Here is a 17,270-nt window from a genome sequence, read left to right as displayed (position 1 = left end):
GTGCCCGGCAGGAATGCGCCCGGCCCACCGGTGGTTGACGCTTCGACAGGTCGATGATCAAGGCCTGACCAGGTGTGCGACCCCGGGGGGAACCAATGTCGAGCAGTACCACCGTCCATGGCAGCGTGGCGCCGGGATTCGAGGGGGTGCGCGCGGAGTTCGCCGCCGTCGTGGCCACCGATCCGGGCCACGGCGGCGCCCAGCTGGCCGCCCATCTGGACGGCCGCCGGGTGGTGGACCTCTGGACGGGCGAGGGCATGGCGGGTGACTCGCTGCTCTCCCTCTACTCCTCGGCGAAGGGCGCCGCCCATCTGGTGGTGGCGCTGCTGGTGCAGCGGGGCGTGCTCGGTCTGGACGAGGAAGTGGCCCGTCACTGGCCGGAGTTCGCGGCGGAGGGCAAGGCCGGGATCACCCTGCGGCAGGTACTGGAGCACCGGGCCGGACTGATCGGTGTCGACGGCGGCTTCACCGTCGAGGAGTTGGCGGACGACCGGCGGATCGCCGCCCGGCTGGCCCGTCAGAAGCCCTACTGGGAGCCCGGGACGGCCTACGGCTACCACGCCTTCGTCATCGCCGCGCTCACCGGCGAGGTGGTCCGCCGCCGCACCGGCCGGTCCATCCAGGAGCTCTACGAGGAGGAGGTCCGGGCGCCGTACGGGCTCGACTTCCACTTCGGCCTGCCGGCCGGTCTGGAGCCGCGCCACCTGCCGGTGCTGGCCGCCCGCCCCACCCCGGAGCAGCGCGCGGCGGCCGGCGGGCCGCCCGCTCCGGACAGCCTCACCGGGATCGCCTTCAACCTGAACGCCGACCCGCCCACCGACCTGGTGGAGTTCGCCGGCACCCCCGCGGTCCGCGCCCTCGGCCCGGCCTCCGCCGGCGGGGTGGGCAGCGCCCGCGGGCTGGCGGCGATGTACGCGGCGGCCGCCTTCGGGCTCGACGGCCGGCCGCCGCTGCTGACGGCGGAGACGATCGCCGAGTTCGGCCCGGTCCGGACGACCGGCGTCGACCTGGTCACCGGTGAGCGCGACCACTTCGGCCTCGGCTTCGAGGCGCAGGGGTCGCGCTACCCCTTCCTGGGGCCGGACGCCTTCGGGCACAGCGGCGCGGTGGGCGCCCAGTCGTTCGCCGATCCTCGCAGCGGAGTGGCGTACGGCTACACCCGCCGCAGGTTCGGCACCGAAGGCGGTGGTGCGCCGGAGAACCACGCGCTGGCCGCGGCCGTCCTCCGCGCCGCCGCGGCGGTGCGCTGAGGACGGGTGCCCGGCGGGCCTGCGCGACCGGCCGGGCACCCGCCGCCGTCACTGGTCCGAGTAGCTGAGGTCCCCCAGGGTCCAGCTGCTGACGTCGTCGATCGCGATGCGGTACATCCCGCCGGTGTGCGGGAGGCCGAAGCTGCCCTGCAGGATCTTGGCGAGGTGCAGGTGCAGGTGGGTCACCGGGGCGTCGGCGTCCGTCACCGCATCGGCGAACAGCGGCGCGAAGGGTTTGAGGTGGTCGGACGCCTCCAGGACTTCGGCGACTCGTTCCCGCCAGACAGTCTCGGCGGCGAGCCGCCCGGTGATGACTGCGCCGGGGACGACCACGGTGATCGGCATCTGATTACTGCCCGTCGACTCCACCATCGCGGTGATACTGATGAGCAACGGATCCGGGTTCGGCATACCGCCAGGCTAACGGACCGGACCCGGCGGAGTCAGGGTCCCGGGCCCGCCGGCTTCGCTCCGGCCGGTCCCGGCGCCGCCTGTCGGCCGCGGGCGCCCACGGCCGCCCGGCCCGCCCCCGGGAACGCCGAAGGGCCTGCACCGTGCGCGAAGCGCAGTGCAGGCCCGTGCTGTTCGGCCGGGGCCGCTCAGCGGTGCGTACTACAGGGGGCGAATGTTCTCCGCCTGCGGGCCCTTCTGGCCCTGCGTGACGTCGAACTCGACCTTCTGGCCCTCGAGCAGCTCACGGAAGCCCTGGGCGTTGATGTTCGAGTAGTGGGCGAAGACGTCCGGGCCGCCACCCTCCTGCTCGATGAAGCCGAAGCCCTTCTCCGCGTTGAACCACTTCACAGTGCCATTAGCCATAAAAATTCTCCTTGAAAGGGCAAATCCGGAGCTTCGCACCTCGCGAAGTCCCGCGTCGCCGCGATGAGGCCCACCCGAGGAAAATCCGGGGAAAACAAAAATGCGCCAGCGGTTACAACCGGCAGGCGCACACAGAGTTCATGGGAACCAAAACTGCAACTGACGTCGACTCTAGCAGGTGCGGGAGCGAAACGGGGTCTTTTTCCGGCCGCGTCCGCGGTGTGGCATCCGGCACCGTCCGGCCCGGCCGCGCGCGCGGGCGGTTCCGAACGCGGGCGCCGCCCGCCCCGGGAGGCGGGCGGCGCCCCTGGACGGGCCCCCGGGCTCAGCCCAGCGGCTTGTCGAGCACCGCCTTGGTGTGGCTGAACGTCGCCAGCGAGTACTCGCCGTGGTAGTTGCCCATGCCGCTCTCCCCGACGCCGCCGAAGGGCAGTTCGGGCACGGCCAGATGGGACACCGGAAGGCCGAAGACCAGGGCACCGGAGGAGGTCTCCTCGGCGAGCCGGCGCTTGGTCGTCTCCGACTCCGTGAAGGCGTAGAGCGCGAGCGGCTTCTCCCGCCCGGTGATGAAGGCGATCGCCGCGTCGAGATCGGCCACCTCCAGCACCGGCAGCACCGGGCCGAAGATCTCCTCGCGCATCACCGGGGCGTCCGGATCCACGTCGGCGAGCACGGTGGGCTCGATGAAGCGGGTGGCCCGGTCGTGGCCGCCGCCGGTGACCACGCGGCCGTCGCCGAGCAGCGCGGCCAGGCGGTCGAAGTGGCGGGTGTTGACGATCCGGCCGTACTCGGGATCAGCCGCCGGGTCCTCGCCGTAGAGCGCGCGGACGGCCTCGGCCAGGTGCCCGGCCAGCGCGGGGCCGGTGCCGCCCACGGCGAGGACGTAGTCGGGAGCCACGCAGGTCTGGCCGGCGTTGAGGAACTTGCCGGCGGCCAGCCGCCGGGCGGTGACCTCCAGGTCGGTGTCCGGGTCGACCACCACCGGGCTCTTGCCGCCGAGTTCCAGGGTCACCGGGGTCAGGTGGCGGGCGGCGGCGGTCATCACGATCCGGCCGACCGCGCCGTTGCCGGTGTAGAAGATGTGGTCGAACCGCTGCTCCAGCAGGGCGGTGGTCTCCGGGACGGCGCCCTCGACGACGGCGACGGCCTCCGGGTCGAGGTAGCGCGGGAGCAGCCGGGCCAGCGCGGCGGAGGTGGCGGGGGCCAGCTCGCTGGGCTTCACGAGGACGGCGTTGCCGGCCGCCAGCGCGCCCACCACCGGGGCCAGGGCGAGCTGGAGCGGGTAGTTCCAGGGCGCGATCACCAGCACCACGCCGAGCGGCTCCCGGACCACCCGGGCGGTGGCCGGGCGGAACGCCTCGGGAACGTCGGCCGGCCGCGGGCTCAGCCACTCGTCCAGGTGCCGGACGGTGTGGTCGAGCTCGTTGAGGGTGAAGGCGATCTCCGTGCGGTACGCCTCGGCGGGTCCCTTGCCGAGGTCGGCGTGGAGCGCCGTGAGGAAATCCTCGCTCCGCTCGGTGAGCAGCGCGCGCAGGGCGCCCAGCTGCTCCCGGCGCCAGGCGACCGGGCGGGTCCGGCCGCTCGCGAAGGCGGCGCGCAGCCCGGCGACGACGGTGGCGGGATCGGATTCGGTGATGGCCTTCATGAGAGTACTCCCGACAGGAAATTTTGAAGCGCTTGATAGTTGACAACATCAAGCTTCTGTCGACAGTAGGCCGAGATGGTTGGCAAAGTCAATCATCTCCGGGACCGGCGCGGCCGCCCGGGCGCGCGACGCACCCGGGCGGCCGGTTCCGTGCGGCCGCGCGGGCGCTACTCGACCGTCACGCTCTTCGCCAGGTTGCGCGGCTTGTCGACGTCGCGCTTCAGGGCCACCGCGGCGTAGTAGGCCAGCAGCTGGAGCGGGATGTTGAGGAGCAGCGGGTCCAGCTCCGGCTCGCTCTTGGGCACCAGGATGCAGTGGTCCGCGAGCTTGGCCTCGGGCCGGCGGTGGGCGACGGCCAGCACGCGGCCGGAGCGGGCCTTGATCTCACCGAGGGTGGTGAGGTTCTTGTCGAGCAGCTCGTCGTCCGGGACCAGCGCGACGGTCGGCAGCTCGGGGCTGATCAGCGCGAGCGGGCCGTGCTTCAGCTCGCTGGCGGGGTAGGCCTCGGCGTGGAGGTAGGAGATCTCCTTGAGCTTCTGCGCACCCTCGCGGGCCACCGGGAAGCCGCGGACCCGGCCGATGAACATCATGCCTTCGGACTCGGCGTACGCGGCCGCGAGCTCGGCGATCTCCTCGCCCTGCGCGAGGATCTCCCGGATCTGGTCCGGCAGCGCCTTCAGCCCGGCCACGATCCGGCGGCCGTCGGCGGGCGAGAGGTCGTGGATGCGGCCGAAGTGCAGGGCGAGCAGCGCGAAGGCGACCACCGTCGAGGTGAAGGCCTTGGTGGAGGCGACCGAGATCTCCGGTCCGGCGTGCAGGTAGATGCCGCCGTCGCACTCGCGCGCGATGGCGCTGCCGACGGTGTTGACCACGCCGAGCACCCGCCCGCCCTTGCGCTTGATCTCCTGGACGGCGGCGAGCGTGTCGTACGTCTCGCCGGACTGGCTGACCGCCACGTACAGGGTGTCCGCCTCGATCACCGGGTTGCGGTAGCGGAACTCCGAGGCCGGCTCGCTGTGGGCGGGGATCCGGGACAGCTCCTCGATCAGCTGGGCGCCCATCTCGCCGGCGTAGTAGGCGGAGCCGCAGCCGAGGATCTTGACCCGGCGGATCTCGCGCAGCTCGCGGGCGTCCAGGTTGAGACCGCCGAGGTGGGCGGTGGCGAAGCGCTCGTCGAGCCGGCCGCTGAGGGTGCGCTCCACCGAGCCGGGCTGCTCGTGGATCTCCTTGAGCAGGAAGTGCTCGTAGCCGCCGGTGTCGTAGGAGTCGATCTCCCAGTCGACGGTGGACGGCTGGCGGTGGGTGGTGCGGGCGTCCTCGGTGAAGGTGCGGAAGCCGTCGGCGCGGACGGTGGCCAGCTCGCCGTCCTCCAGGTGGACGACCTGGCGGGTGTAGCGGACGAGGGCGGAGACGTCGGAGGCGGCGAACATCTCCTTCTCGCCGATGCCGAGCACGATCGGGCTGCCGTTGCGGGCGACCACGATCCGGTCGGGCTGCTCCGCGTCGAGCACGGCGATGCCGTAGGTGCCGACCACCTTGCCGAGCGCGGCGCGCACCGCGTCCTCCAGCTCCGCGCCCTCGGCGGCGTGCGCGGCGATCAGGTGGGCGAGCACCTCGGTGTCGGTCTCGGAGCGGAACACCGCGCCGTCGGCGGTCAGCTTGGCCCGCAGCTCGTCGGCGTTCTCGATGATGCCGTTGTGGACGACGGCGATGCGCTCGGCGTTGTCCAGGTGCGGGTGGGCGTTGGCGTCGCTGGGCACGCCGTGGGTCGCCCAGCGGGTGTGCCCGATGCCGGTGGTGCCCTTGAACCGGGCCGGCACGGCGGCGGCGAGGTCGGCGACCCGGCCCTTGACCTTGCGGAGCTTGAGGCCGCCGGTGCGGCCGGTCACGGCCACGCCGGCCGAGTCGTAGCCGCGGTACTCCAGCCGGGCCAGGCCCTCCAGGAGGAAGGGGGTCGCGTCCTTGGGGCCGATGTAGGCCACGATTCCGCACATCTGGGTGGACTCCTTGAACGGGGAGGGCGAGGGGGCGACGGCGGTCAGCCGTAGACGATCCGGCGCAGCTGGCGGGCCGAGAGCCCGGGCGCCGCGACGCGCCGGGCGGGCAGCTCCTCGGCCAGCCGGGCGAAGATCTTCTCGTTGGTCAGGCCGCGTGCCTGCAGCTCGCCGTGGCGGCGGCGGACGTACTCCTCGGCCGTCTCGGAGAAGTACGCCAGCACCTCCGCCACCACCCGCGCCGCCTCGCGGGGCCCGAGCGGGCTGGTCCGGGTGAGGTGGGCGAGCAGGTCTTCGTGAGGGTGCGAGGAGCCGGGTGAGCTGGACACGAATGGGGAGCCTAGGCCGGACCGAGCCGCGAGATCAAAGATCCTGCCCGATTTCGGGCAGGCCTTGCGACATTCGGAGCAGGCAGGGCGCCCGAAGCCCCTTCCGGCCCTCGGGTGGCGGCGCGCCACCCCGACCGGCGCCAGCTCGCCACCCGGCCGACACACCCTTGTAGCGACACCACTACGCCCCGTAGCGTGATACTCCGCATACGCATCGGAGATGCGTAGCGGAAGACCGGAGGCTTGCTGATGTGCGGGATCACCGGATGGGTCGACTTCGAGCGCGACCTCACCGCCCAGCGTCCAGTGCTGGACGCGATGACGCGGACCCAGCTCTGCCGCGGCCCGGACGCCGGCGGCGCCCACCTGGAGCGGCACGCCGCGCTCGGCCACCGCCGCCTCGCCGTGATCGACATCGAGGGCGGCACCCAGCCCATGACCGTCGAGCACGACGGCCGCGTACTGGCCGCCCTCACCTACAGCGGCGAGGTCTACAACCACCGCGAGCTGCGTGCCGAGCTGGAGGCGGCCGGCCACCGGTTCCGCACCCGCAGCGACACCGAGGTGGTGCTGCACGCCTACCTGGAGTGGGGCGAGGGCCTGGCCGAGCGGCTGAACGGCATGTTCGCCTTCGCCGTCTGGGACTCCCGCCGCCAGGAGCTGCTGCTGGTCCGCGACCGGATGGGCGTCAAGCCGCTGCACTACTTCCGGACGCCGCACGGCGTGGTCTTCGGCTCCGAGGCCAAGGCCGTGCTGGCGCACCCGGACGTCCGGGCGGTGGTCGACCTGGACGGGCTGCGCGAGATGCTCGCCGTCAGCCGGACCCCCGGCCGCACCGTCTACCGGGGGATCGCCGAGGTGCGGCCCGGCCACGTCGTCCGGGTGCGCAGCCAGGGCGTCACGACCCGGCGGTACTGGGCGCTGGAGGCCCGCGAGCACACCCACAACCTGGAGACCACCGTCGCCACCGTCCGCGCCCTGCTGGAGGACATCGTCCACCGCCAGCTGGAGGCAGACGTCCCGCTCTGCTCGCTGCTCTCCGGCGGGCTCGACTCCAGCGCCGTCACCGCCATCGCCGCGCGGGCGCTGCGGACGGCCGGAGCCGGCCCGGTGCGCTCCTTCGCGGTCGACTTCACCGGCCAGAGCGAGAGCTTCCGGGCCGACGCCGTCCGGTCCACCCCGGACGGCCCGTACGCGCGGATGCTGGCCGGGCACGTCGGCGCCGACCACCACGTCATCGAGCTGGACAGCGCCGCGCTCACCGACCCGGCGCAGCGCTCCGCCGTACTGCGGGCCCGGGACACCCCCGGCGGCTTCGGCGACATGGACGTCTCGCTGCTGCTGCTCTTCCGGGGCGTGCGCGAGAAGTCCACCGTGGCGCTGTCCGGCGAGTCCGCCGACGAGTTGTTCGGCGGCTACCGCTGGTACCACGACCCGAAGCTGGTCGCCGCCGGCGACTTCCCGTGGGTGGACGCGGTCACCCAGCTCGGCGGAACCGGCGCCGGCCCCCGCGACCAGCTGCTGGACCGGGGGCTGGCCGAGAAGCTCGACGTGGCCGAGTACCGGCGGGCCCGCTACCGCGAGGCGCTGACCGAAGTCCCCCACCTGCCCGGCGCCGACCCGGTGGAACGCCGGATGCGCGAGATCTCCTACCTCAACCTCACCCGCTTCGTCTGCATCCTGCTGGACCGCAAGGACCGGATGAGCATGGCCAACGGCCTGGAGGTCCGGGTGCCGTTCTGCGACCACCGGCTGGTCCAGTACGTCTTCAACACCCCCTGGGCGATGAAGAGCTTCGACGGCCGGGAGAAGAGCCTGCTGCGGGCCGCCGTCCGCGACCTGCTGCCGGCCGAGATCGCCGACCGGGTGAAGAGCCCGTACCCCGTCGTCCAGGACCCGCACTACCCGGCGCTGCTGCGCGCCGAACTCGCCGAACTCGCCGCCGACCCGGGCGCCCCCGTGCTCGGCCTGCTGGACCGCCGGGCGCTCACCGACGCACTCGCGCCGGACACCGACCCGCAGTCCGTCCGGCTCGGCGTCGACCTGGCGCTGGACCTCAACGCCTGGCTGACGGAGTACCAGGTCTCCCTGGAACTGTGAGCGGCCGTCACCTCCGGACGGCGGCGTGCCGGGTGCCCGCCGTCCGGGTGGTGACCGCCGGGCATCCCGCTTCGTTGACCGGGTGCGACGTGCGATAGCGTCGCCGACACCTCCCGAATGGCTGCCCAAAACGCGGATTCCCGCCCCCGTGGCGTCAGGATGGGGAGCGAACCGTCCGTCTCGATCCGCCGGGGGATCTCCGCCATGCAGCCGCGAGTCTTCGCGATTCTCACCGCCCTCCTGCTGGGAGTGCTGGGCCTCGGGTCGGTGGCCGTCACCGACTGGACCCCCGCGCCGAGCACCTCGGCGACCGCCCCCGGCGCCGCCACCGCGGCCGGCTCCAACGCACCCCCCGTCGGCGGCGCCGCGACGGCCACCCCGACCGGTGACCCGGCGGTCTGGACCCGCTCGACGCTGCGCAACAAGATGATGGCCGAGATGCAGGCGAGCGACCCGGGGGTGGCGCTGGCGGACCTCGACCGGATCACCAAGCAGCTGCCGTACACCGTCCGGTTCTGCCACCCGATCGCGCACGAGCTCGGGCACGAGGCGGTCAAGCGGTACAACGCCGACTTCCAGAAGGTCATCTCCTTCCCCCACGAGACCTGCGCGGCCGGCTACCTGCACGGCGCGGTCGAGGAGATGCTGAACGCCTCCGCCCAGCCCGAGGTGGACCTGCTCAAGCTCTGCGCGCCCAAGAACACCGGCCCCTGCATCCACGGCGTCGGGCACGGCACGATGTTCGTCGCCAAGCAGGACGTGGCCAAGGCCCGCGACCTCTGCAACAAGTTCACCACCGACCAGAACCGGATCCGCTGCTCGGAGGGCCTGTTCATGCAGCTCTTCGGCCCGGACGAGGAGGACGAGAAGGCGAAGGCGAACCTGCCCGCCGACAAGCTCGCGCAGGACCCGCTCTACCCGTGCAAGGACCAGCCGGCCCTCTACCAGTCCGCCTGCTACTTCTACGCGCCGACCTTCTTCCTCTCCTCGCACGACTACCCGAACCACCCCGAGGTCTACGGCGAGGCGCTGAAGTGGTGCCTCAACGGCAAGGCGAGCGGCGGCGCGGTGGACTGCAGCCGGGGCGTCGGCTCGCGGACCATGAAGTACAACCTGGACCGCGAGGACTGGGCCGCCGAGCAGTGCGCGACCGCCGCCGACGGCTGGCAGCGCAAGGCCTGCGCCGAGGGCCTGGTCAGCTACTACACGGTCAACTACACCGACGGCGGCGCGGCCGGCCGGCTCTGCGCCAAGATCACGAACAAGGAGATGCAGGGCTACTGCCGCTCGGCGAGCGGGCTCTCCGCCTCCCTGGACTGACCCCCTCCCCCCAGGACCGGGCCCGCGCCGCACGGCGCGGGCCCGCTTTCGTAGGATCGGGCTGATCCGGGTGCGCCGAGGACGCCGCGCCACCAGGCCCCGTACCACCTGGAGCCCGCCGTGACCTCCGAGGACTTCCGCGCCGCCGCGCACGCCGCCGCCGACCTGGTCAGCGACTACCTCGCCGACCTGCCCGCCCGCCCGGTCTGGCAGCCGATGGACGACAGCGCCCGGCAGGCCCTGCTGGACGCGCCGCTGCCCACGGCCGGCCGGCCGCTCACCGAGCTGCTCACCGCCATCGACGCGGAGGTGCTGCCGTACCCGATGGGCAACGGCAACCCGCGGTTCTTCGGCTGGGTGAACTCCGCCCCCGCGCCGGCCGGCGTGCTCGCCACCCTCGCCGCGTCCGCCATGAACCCCAGCTCGGCCGGCGGCGACCACGCCGACGTCCACCTGGAGCGGGCCGTGGTCCGCTGGATCGCCGAGCTGGTCGGCTTCCCCCACCCGGCCGGCGGCGGGCTGCTCACCTCGGGCACCTCGATGGCGACCATCGTCTGCCTCGCCGCCGCCCGCGACCGGGCCGCCCGCGCGGCCGGGTGGGACGTCCGCGAGGACGGCCTCGCCGGGATGCCGCCGCTGGTCGGCTACGTCACCGGCGAGACGCACTCGTGCGTGCGCAAGGCCGCCGAGCTGCTCGGCCTGGGCAGCCGGCACCTGCGCACCGTCGCCACCGGCCCCGACGGCCGGCTCGACCCGGCCGTCCTGCGGGCCGCGATCGAGCGGGACCGGGCCGCCGGACTGCTGCCGTTCCTGGTGGTGGCCTCCGCCGGCACGGTCGGCACCGGCGCCGTGGACGCCTTCGGGCCGATCGCCGACGTCTGCGCCGAGCAGCGCCTCTGGCTGCACGTGGACGGCGCGTACGGGGCCTTCGGCGTACTGGACCCGCTGATCGCCCACCGCTACGCCGGGCTGGAGCGGGCCGACTCACTCGCCCTCGACCCGCACAAGTGGCTCGGCGTCCCGGTGGACTGCGGCTGCGCGCTGGTGCGCGACACCGAGGAGCTGCGCGCCACCTTCAGCCTGGTGCCGCCCTACCTGCGCGACGAGGCCGCCGGGGCGCTCGGCTGGTTCTCCGAGTACGGCACCGAGCAGACCCGCCCCTTCCGCGCCCTCAAGGTCTGGGCCACCATCGCCCACCGGGGCCGCGACGGCATCGCCCGGGACATCGCCCGGTGCACCGCGCTGGCCCGCCACCTCGGGGAACTCGTCGAGGCGGACGACGAGTTGGAGCTGCTGGCCGAGGTGCAGACCTCGATCGTGGCGTTCCGTCACCGCGCCGCCGGCCTGGACGGCGCCGCGCTGGACGCGCTCAACCGGGAGCTGCCGACCGCGGTGCAGCGGCGCGGCCGGGTCTTCGTCACCGGCGCCCGGCTCGACGGCCACGAGATGCTGCGCGCCTGCCTGTTGAACGCCGCGACCACCGAGGCGGACCTCGCCCTGCTGCTCACCGAGGTGAAGTCGGCCGCGGCCGAACTGCTCGCCGGCGAGCAGCGGTAACCGAGGCCCGGAGACATTTACCGACAGGTCACGGGGGATTCGTGATCGCGAAACACCGGAGCGGCAGATTGATGGCATGGAGCACACGGAGCCTCTGACGACGACCGAATCCACCGACCACTCGCCGACCCCCTCCCGTGCCCAACGGCGCGGCGCCAGAACCCACCGCTGGCGCCGCGACACCGTGGAGCTGGCCGCGGTGTTCCTCTCGGTGACCGCCGCCGACCTGGTGGCCAAGCTCGTCGTGCACGGCCCGGAGGGCCCGGTGGTGCTCGCCGCCTCGGCGGTGGCCCTGCTCGCCACGGCACTGTTCCACACCTGGTGGTCACACCGGCACCATCTGCACGGCCCGCCGGCCCCGGACGCGTCGGCGCCCCCGGGTCCGCCCGCGCCGAACGCGGCGGACGGGCTGAAGGGGCCGCTGGCCGACTTCGAGCAGACCGCGCTCTGGCGGGTCCGCACCACGGTGCAGGACTCCCCCGGCAGTCTGGCCCGGGTCTGCACGGCCTTCGCCGAGCGGCAGGTCAACATCATCTCGATGCAGTCCCACCCGCTGCCGAACGGCACCGTGGACGAGTTCTTCGTCCGGGCGCCGCACGCCCTCACCCGGACCGACCTGGCCGCGCTGGTGGCGTCGGCCGGCGGGCACGACATCTGGACCGACCCGGCCGACGCGCACGACCTGGTGGACGTGCCCACCCACGTCCTGGCACTGGCGACCCGCACCGCGCTGGACGCCGCCGAGCTGCCGATCGCGCTGCGCCGGCTGTTCGGGCAGTGCGCCATCCGGCAGTACCCGGGCGCGGCCCGGCGCGGCGGCGCCGGGGTGGACGGGCACCTGATGCGGCTGCCGGTGCCCTCCGGCGACCTCATCGAGCTCAGCCGCCCACACCTGCCGTTCACCCCGACCGAGTTCGCCCGGGCCCAGGCCCTGGTCGAGCTGGACACCCTGCTCGGCCCCCGGGTGCCGGACGTCCGGGCCCGGCTGCGGCTGCCCGCCGGGGCGGACCTGACCGTGCGGCGCGCGGACGAGGGCGACCGGGAGGCGGCGCTGGCGATGCACGGGCGCTGCTCCCCGGAGACCCTGCGCCGGCGCTACCACGGCCCGGTCCGGGACGCCGACCGCTATCTGGACCACCTGCTGGACGCCCGGCACGGCCAGACCCTCACGGTCGAGGCCGCCGACGGGCGGATCGTCGCCCTCGGGCACCTGATGTGGGACGACGGCAGCGCCGAGGTCGCGGTGCTGGTCGAGGACGACTGGCAGCGGCGCGGGCTGGGGCTCGACCTGATGCGGCGGATGGCCGCGCTGGCGCTGGAGGCCGGGGTGGAGACGGTCTACGCCGTCACCCACTCCTCCAACACCGGGCTGATCGCCACCATGCGCAAGCTGGCCGCGCCGCTGGACTACCAGGTCGAGGAGGGCACCCTGGTGATCACCGCGCACCTGGCGGAGGCCGCCGAGGAGCTGCCCGTCCCCTGGCCCACCGGGCCGGGCAGGTAGTCCGGTCTTCACCGGATCCTCACCGCGGGCCTCGGCACGCACACCGGTCCGGGCGGCGATCACGCCGCCCGGACCGTCGCGCACCCGGCCCGGACCGGCGCCGCCGGGCGGCTCGGCGGGCCCTTCGCAGGCGCACGCCGGGGGAACCGACCGGCCCGGCCGAGGCGTCCCCCGCAGGGCAAGGCCCCTCCGTACACCGCCCGTTCTGACGCCGCGTCAGAGCGGCGCCGACGAGGCAGCCGGCGCCGTCGCAGCAGGCGGCGCGGGGTCCGGAGCGTCGAGCCGGGCGGCGGAGTCGGTAGGCTGGCCCCGTCCCCGCCGCCCGACGGCCCGTTATCCGGCCCCGGGCGGTGCCGCAGCAAGGAGGAACCACTGAGCATGGCAGGCACCGAATCGGAGCCCACAGGCGCACGCGACGCCTCGCTGCCCGCCCGCGCCAAGATCGCGGTCACGGCCGGCAAGGTGGCCGCCGCCCTGTCCCAGAAGGCGGGCCGAGGCAGCGGCTCGGTGATCGGCGGCAAGATCGCCCTGAGGCTCGACCCCGACCTGCTCGCCACCCTCGCCGACCACCTGGACGTCGTGCTGGTCAGTGCCACCAACGGCAAGACCACGACCACCCGGCTGATCGCCGAGGCGCTGCGCGCCGCCGGCCCGGTGGTCTCCAACGCCCTGGGCGCCAACATGCCGGCCGGCATCACCTCCGCCCTGGCCGGCGGCACGGACGCCCGCTTCGGCGTCATCGAGGTGGACGAGAAGTACCTGGCCGGAGTGGCCCGTGACACCCACCCCAAGGCGATCGCCCTGCTCAACCTCTCGCGCGACCAGCTGGACCGCGCCGCCGAGACCCGGATGATGGCCGAGAAGTGGCGCGAGGGCCTCCAGGACACCGAGGCCGTGGTCATCGCCAACGCCGACGACCCACTGGTGACCTGGGCCGCCTCCTCCTGCAAGAAGGTGGTCTGGGTGGCCGCCGGACAGGCCTGGAAGGAGGACGCCTGGTCCTGCCCCGCCTGCGGCGGCGTGATGCAGCGCCCCGGCGACGACTGGTTCTGCCAGGACTGCGGCTTCCGGCGCCCCAACCCGCACTGGGCGCTCCAGGGCACCCACGTGATCGACCCGCAGCGCGGCGCCTGGCCGATCCAGCTCCAGCTGCCCGGCCGCGCCAACCTGGCCAACGCCACCAGCTCCGCCGCCGTGGCCGCCGTCTTCGGCGTCCCGCCGCAGGTCGCGCTGGAGCGGATGCAGTCGGTGACGGCCGTGGCCGGCCGCTACGACGTGGTCCAGTACCAGGGCCGGGACATCAGGTTGCTGCTCGCCAAGAACCCGGCCGGCTGGCTGGAGACCTTCTCGCTGATCGACGGCCCGCCGGCGCCGGTGATCCTCTCCGTCAACGCGCTCGACGCCGACGGAACCGACACCTCGTGGCTCTGGGACGTCGACTACGAGCGCCTCGCCGGGCACCCGGTCTTCGTGATGGGCCAGCGCAAGCTGGACCTCGCCGTCCGCCTGGAGGTCGCCGGGCTGCAGTTCCACGTGGTGGACTCGCTGGAGCAGGCCGTCCGGATGGCCCCGCCCGGCCGGATCGAGGCGATCGCCAACTACACCGCCTTCCAGCAGCTGCGGAAGGTCGTGGCCGGCTGATGCCCGGCCCAGCAGCCCACTTCACGACGGAAGGCCTTCGAGGATGAGTGAGAGCAGCCTGCGCGTGGTCTGGGTCTACCCCGACCTGCTCAGCACCTACGGCGACCGGGGCAACGCCCTGGTCGTGGAGCGCCGGGCCCGCCAGCGCCACCTCAACGTGACCAGGATCGACGTCCGCTCCGACCAGGCGGTGCCCACCAGCGGTGACATCTACCTGATCGGCGGCGGTGAGGACCGGCCGCAGCGGCTGGCCGCCGAGCGCCTGCGGGGCGACAGCGGGCTGGTCCGGGCCGCCGAGAACGGCGCGATCATCTTCGCCGTCTGCGCCGGCTACCAGATCCTCGGCCACGAGTTCGTCAACGACCTCGGCGAGCGCGAGCCGGGCCTCGGCCTGCTCGACGTCTGGACCACCCGCGGCGAGGGCGCCCGCTGCGTCGGCGACGTGCTCGCCGACGTCGACCCGCGCCTGGCCCTGCCGCAGCTGACCGGTTTCGAGAACCACCAGGGCATCACGCACCTCGGCCAGGGCGTCCAGCCGCTGGCCACCGTCACCGCGGGCCGGGGCAACGGCACCGGTGACGGCACCGAGGGCGCCTGGCGGGACACCGTCTTCGGGACGTACCTGCACGGCCCCGTGATGGCCCGCAATCCCGCGGTCGCGGACATGCTGATCAAGCTGGCGCTGGACGTGAACGCCCTGCCGCCGGCCGACACCACCTGGTACGACGCGCTGCGCGCCGAGCGCATCGCGGCCACTTCGCGCCCCGCGTAGTACGCCGGCCCGCTCCGACCGGGTGCCCGCGATGCGGTCATCCGGTCCACGGGCGGGCCCGGACGTACGACAATGGGGATGCCGGCTGCACACCCTCCTCGGCAGCAGGCTGCACTTCCGCGCGGGGGCGCCGACGGCGCCGCTCCCGCGTCGGCTCCTGCCCGGCCGGACGCAGGGGTCGTATGCTCGACTGCACGGTCGTTTTCGGGCGTTCTGTCCGGATCGACCGGTCCTTCACCCCTCGGTCATCTCCCCGCCATCACGGTGTGGGAACCGACCGCTACGGTGACGGTTCGTCGTCCCAGCCTGTAGTCCGGCCGTTCCTCGGTTCTGCTCGGGAGTTGCAAAGCAATGCGTATTGGAGTGCTGACCAGCGGCGGTGACTGCCCCGGCCTGAATGCGGTGATCCGCTCCGTGGTCCACCGGGGGGTGGTCGACCACGGCGACGAGATCATCGGGTTCGAGGACGGCTGGCGAGGTTTCCTGGAGGGCGTCCACCGCCCCCTGACCCTGGACTCGGTGAGCGGCATCCTCGCCCAGGGCGGCACCATCCTCGGCTCCTCGCGAGTGCAGCCGAGCCATCTGCGGGACGGCGTCGAGCGCGCCAAGCGGTACTGCGCCGACCTCGGTCTGGACGCGGTCATCCCGATCGGCGGCGAGGGCACCCTCAAGGCCGCCAAGCTGATGAGCGACGCCGGTCTGCCGATCGTCGGCGTGCCGAAGACCATCGACAACGACATCGCGTGCACCGATGTCACCTTCGGCTTCGACACCGCGGTCTCGGTCGCCACCGACGCGCTGGACCGGCTGAAGACCACGGCCGAGTCGCACCAGCGGGTCATGGTCGTCGAGGTCATGGGCCGGCACACCGGCTGGATCGCGCTCAACGCGGGCATGGCCGCCGGCGCCCACGCGATCGTCGTCCCGGAGCGCCCGTTCCACATCGACAAGCTCACGGCCGTCGTCCGCGAGCGCTTCGACCGGCAGAAGAAGTTCGCGATCGTGGTCTGCGCCGAGGGCGCCAAGCCCGAGCCCGGCACCATGCACTGGGAAGAGGGCAGCAAGGACATCTACGGCCACGAGCGGTTCACCGGCATCGCCACCCAGCTCTCCCGGGAGCTGGAGCACCGGCTCGGCAAGGAGGCCCGCCCGGTGATCCTCGGCCACACCCAGCGCGGCGGCACCCCGACCGCGTACGACCGGGTGCTGGCCACCCGGTTCGGCTGGCACGCCGTGGAGGCCGTCCACAAGGGCGCCTTCGGCCACATCACCGCACTGCAGGGCACCAACATCAACCTGGTGCCGATCGGCGAGGCCGTCGCCGAGCTCAAGACCGTGCCGCAGGAGCGTTACCTGGAGGCGGAGACGGTCATCTGACCAGACCCGCCCACGGCCGCCGGCCCCCGAGCGACCGCTCGGGGGCCGGCGCCGTCTCGGCGGGCGTCAGGTCGGCGCGCGGCCGGTCAGAAGCCGGTGTCGTAGGTGTAGCGGGCGGTGTGGTCGAGCATGTCCGCCGGGGTCACGTTGTTCCACGGCTTCATGGTCTCGTTGAGGTCGACCACGTTCGCCGTGCCGGCCGCCGGCAGGTAGGTGGACGACGGGTGGAGCTTCTGCCACTCCGACCAGAGCTTGTCGATGAAACAGTGGTGCAGCCAGAACACCGGGTCGTTGGGCGACATGCCGGTGGTCATGTGACCGCCGACCCAGACGTGCACCCGGTTGTGCAGGTTGACCCCGCGCCAGCCCTCCAGGTTGTTGCGGAAGCCGTCCGAGGCGCTGTTCCACGGCGCGGCGTCGTACGCGGCGATCGCCAGCACACCGGTGGCCTCGGCGCGGGTCGGCAGCTGGGCGACCGAGGCGCCGAACTGGCGCCGCAGGAAGGTGCGGCTGTCCGGCCGCACGTTCAGCGCCCAGTTGCCGCCGGAGAAGGCGAACGGCCCGGTGGTCACCTGGCCGTCGCTGCTGCGGCCATTGCCGCCCATGAAGTCGGCGCCCCAGATCGAGGCGGTGGTGGTGCGGTCCGCCGTCCAGTCCCAGTACGGGAGGGTGACGGTCGGGTCGATCGCCTGCAGGGCCTCCTCGAACTGGAGCAGGAAGCGCCGGTGCCAGGGCAGGAAGGACGGCGAACGGTGGCCGACCCGCTCGCCGTTGTCGGTGTCGCTGATGATGAAGTTGTTGTGGGTCGTGACGAAGGAGTCGTAACCGCCGTTGCGCTTGAGTTCGAGCACGGCGTTGACGAAGGCGCGCTTCTCCTGGGCCGTCAGGGTCGCCTGGTTCTTGCGGACTGCCATGAGTCCCCCCTTGGGTGTGAAGTGGTGTTCCTGGTCCGGGTGTTCGGACTA

At 73.0% G+C, this 17,270-nt stretch carries 14 protein-coding genes; 8 read left to right on the top strand and 6 right to left on the bottom strand.

Features of this window, described 5'->3' with window-relative positions:
• Positions 1–95: 95 nt before the first annotated feature.
• The gene (locus ABZ497_RS30455; RefSeq protein ID WP_359809818.1) at positions 96–1,250 is read left to right on the top strand and encodes a serine hydrolase domain-containing protein; all 1,155 of its coding nucleotides are present in this window, start codon (positions 96–98) and stop codon (positions 1,248–1,250) included.
• Positions 1,251–1,298: 48 nt separating this feature from the next.
• Here the strand turns inward: ABZ497_RS30455 and ABZ497_RS30450 are convergent, their stop codons facing one another.
• The 5 genes from ABZ497_RS30450 to ABZ497_RS30430 all read right to left on the bottom strand — a co-directional run bounded on the left by ABZ497_RS30450 (position 1,299) and on the right by ABZ497_RS30430 (position 6,034).
• Positions 1,299–1,661, bottom strand: a complete 363-nt coding sequence (locus ABZ497_RS30450; RefSeq protein ID WP_329491017.1) for a hypothetical protein — start codon at positions 1,659–1,661, stop codon at positions 1,299–1,301.
• A 201-nt stretch (positions 1,662–1,862) separates the two neighbouring features.
• Entirely contained in the window at positions 1,863–2,066 is a 204-nt protein-coding gene (locus tag ABZ497_RS30445; RefSeq protein WP_042388274.1) for a cold-shock protein, read from the bottom strand.
• 325 nt (positions 2,067–2,391) lie between these two features.
• On the bottom strand, positions 2,392–3,711 hold the full coding sequence (locus ABZ497_RS30440) for an aldehyde dehydrogenase family protein (protein ID WP_359809815.1): 1,320 nt from the start codon (positions 3,709–3,711) through the stop codon (positions 2,392–2,394).
• A 167-nt stretch (positions 3,712–3,878) separates the two neighbouring features.
• Positions 3,879–5,705 (bottom strand): glutamine--fructose-6-phosphate transaminase (isomerizing), encoded by a 1,827-nt coding sequence (gene glmS, locus ABZ497_RS30435; protein ID WP_359809814.1) that lies wholly within the window; start codon positions 5,703–5,705, stop codon positions 3,879–3,881.
• 44 nt (positions 5,706–5,749) lie between these two features.
• Positions 5,750–6,034 (bottom strand): hypothetical protein, encoded by a 285-nt coding sequence (locus ABZ497_RS30430; RefSeq protein WP_329491014.1) that lies wholly within the window; start codon positions 6,032–6,034, stop codon positions 5,750–5,752.
• Positions 6,035–6,283: 249 nt separating this feature from the next.
• Here ABZ497_RS30430 and asnB point away from each other — a divergent pair, with 249 nt between their 5' ends.
• The 7 genes from asnB (at position 6,284) to ABZ497_RS30395 (ending at position 16,305) form a co-directional block, all read left to right on the top strand.
• Positions 6,284–8,134 (top strand): asparagine synthase (glutamine-hydrolyzing), encoded by a 1,851-nt coding sequence (gene asnB / locus ABZ497_RS30425; protein ID WP_359809811.1) that lies wholly within the window; start codon positions 6,284–6,286, stop codon positions 8,132–8,134.
• 204 nt (positions 8,135–8,338) lie between these two features.
• Positions 8,339–9,454, top strand: coding sequence for a hypothetical protein (locus tag ABZ497_RS30420; RefSeq protein ID WP_359809809.1), 1,116 nt, complete (start codon positions 8,339–8,341; stop codon positions 9,452–9,454).
• A gap of 120 nt (positions 9,455–9,574) precedes the next feature.
• Positions 9,575–11,011 (top strand): pyridoxal-dependent decarboxylase, encoded by a 1,437-nt coding sequence (locus ABZ497_RS30415; RefSeq protein ID WP_359809807.1) that lies wholly within the window; start codon positions 9,575–9,577, stop codon positions 11,009–11,011.
• A 76-nt stretch (positions 11,012–11,087) separates the two neighbouring features.
• Complete coding sequence (locus tag ABZ497_RS30410) at positions 11,088–12,515, top strand: GNAT family N-acetyltransferase (protein ID WP_359809805.1); 1,428 nt, start codon at positions 11,088–11,090, stop codon at positions 12,513–12,515.
• A gap of 378 nt (positions 12,516–12,893) precedes the next feature.
• Positions 12,894–14,156, top strand: a complete 1,263-nt coding sequence (locus tag ABZ497_RS30405) for a MurT ligase domain-containing protein (RefSeq protein WP_329491009.1) — start codon at positions 12,894–12,896, stop codon at positions 14,154–14,156.
• Between the two features lie 43 nt (positions 14,157–14,199).
• Positions 14,200–14,928 (top strand): glutamine amidotransferase, encoded by a 729-nt coding sequence (locus tag ABZ497_RS30400; protein WP_329491008.1) that lies wholly within the window; start codon positions 14,200–14,202, stop codon positions 14,926–14,928.
• A 351-nt stretch (positions 14,929–15,279) separates the two neighbouring features.
• Positions 15,280–16,305 carry a 6-phosphofructokinase gene (locus tag ABZ497_RS30395; RefSeq protein ID WP_329491007.1) on the top strand — a complete coding sequence of 342 codons (1,026 nt, stop codon included), beginning with the start codon at positions 15,280–15,282 and terminating at the stop codon, positions 16,303–16,305.
• Positions 16,306–16,391: 86 nt separating this feature from the next.
• On the opposite strand, the gene ABZ497_RS30390 is transcribed toward ABZ497_RS30395, so the two are convergent.
• Positions 16,392–17,219, bottom strand: a complete 828-nt coding sequence (locus ABZ497_RS30390; protein ID WP_359809803.1) for a tyrosinase family protein — start codon at positions 17,217–17,219, stop codon at positions 16,392–16,394.
• Positions 17,220–17,270 lie beyond the last annotated feature (51 nt).

It is taken from the genome of Kitasatospora sp. NPDC005751, from assembly GCF_040630835.1.
Lineage (GTDB): Bacteria > Actinomycetota > Actinomycetes > Streptomycetales > Streptomycetaceae > Kitasatospora.
Note: the sequence above shows the minus strand (reverse complement) of the source record. Positions and strands in the feature narration are given on the sequence as shown.

Coding starts and splice junctions, on each gene's coding strand:
- ABZ497_RS30455 (WP_359809818.1), top strand. CDS start 96: ATGTCGAGCAGTACCACCGTCCATGGCAGCGTGGCGCCGGGATTCGAG.
- ABZ497_RS30405 (WP_329491009.1), top strand. CDS start 12,894: ATGGCAGGCACCGAATCGGAGCCCACAGGCGCACGCGACGCCTCGCTG.
- ABZ497_RS30390 (WP_359809803.1), bottom strand. CDS start 17,219: ATGGCAGTCCGCAAGAACCAGGCGACCCTGACGGCCCAGGAGAAGCGC.
- ABZ497_RS30450 (WP_329491017.1), bottom strand. CDS start 1,661: ATGCCGAACCCGGATCCGTTGCTCATCAGTATCACCGCGATGGTGGAG.
- ABZ497_RS30420 (WP_359809809.1), top strand. CDS start 8,339: ATGCAGCCGCGAGTCTTCGCGATTCTCACCGCCCTCCTGCTGGGAGTG.
- ABZ497_RS30410 (WP_359809805.1), top strand. CDS start 11,088: ATGGAGCACACGGAGCCTCTGACGACGACCGAATCCACCGACCACTCG.
- ABZ497_RS30440 (WP_359809815.1), bottom strand. CDS start 3,711: ATGAAGGCCATCACCGAATCCGATCCCGCCACCGTCGTCGCCGGGCTG.
- ABZ497_RS30445 (WP_042388274.1), bottom strand. CDS start 2,066: ATGGCTAATGGCACTGTGAAGTGGTTCAACGCGGAGAAGGGCTTCGGC.
- ABZ497_RS30395 (WP_329491007.1), top strand. CDS start 15,280: ATGCGTATTGGAGTGCTGACCAGCGGCGGTGACTGCCCCGGCCTGAAT.
- glmS (WP_359809814.1), bottom strand. CDS start 5,705: ATGTGCGGAATCGTGGCCTACATCGGCCCCAAGGACGCGACCCCCTTC.
- asnB (WP_359809811.1), top strand. CDS start 6,284: ATGTGCGGGATCACCGGATGGGTCGACTTCGAGCGCGACCTCACCGCC.
- ABZ497_RS30400 (WP_329491008.1), top strand. CDS start 14,200: ATGAGTGAGAGCAGCCTGCGCGTGGTCTGGGTCTACCCCGACCTGCTC.